This window comes from Neisseria sp. HMSC064E01 (assembly GCF_001808875.1).
In the GTDB taxonomy this organism is placed as follows: Bacteria; Pseudomonadota; Gammaproteobacteria; order Burkholderiales; family Neisseriaceae; genus Neisseria; species Neisseria sicca_A.
Map to the genome: position 1 here is coordinate 1,074 of NZ_KV794945.1, position 260 is coordinate 1,333.

Below are 260 nucleotides of genomic sequence, written 5' to 3' on the forward strand. Positions count from 1 at the left end.
ACTCTGCCTTTGTAGCCCATGCGCTCAATGATTCGGCTGATGGTTGCATCGCTGATAAAACCGTCCGTCTTGGTACGGCTCGGAAACAGAAACGGCGTATTACCGGTAAGCTCTTTCAGTTCTGCCAAAAGTTCAAGCGTCCAGTCAGCCAGCGGCACGGCATGGGGCGGTTTAGGCGCGGTCTTCTCGTGCTTCATGCGCTGGGCGGGAACTGTCCATATTGCCACATCAAAGTCTATTTCATTCCATTGCCCGCCCCT

The 260-nt window shown here is 54.2% G+C and carries 1 pseudogene; it reads right to left on the reverse strand.

What is annotated here, in order from left to right:
• Window positions 1-227 (reverse strand): annotated as a pseudogene (locus tag HMPREF2572_RS08600) (integrase); the annotation flags it as partial.
• Window positions 228-260 lie beyond the last annotated feature (33 nt).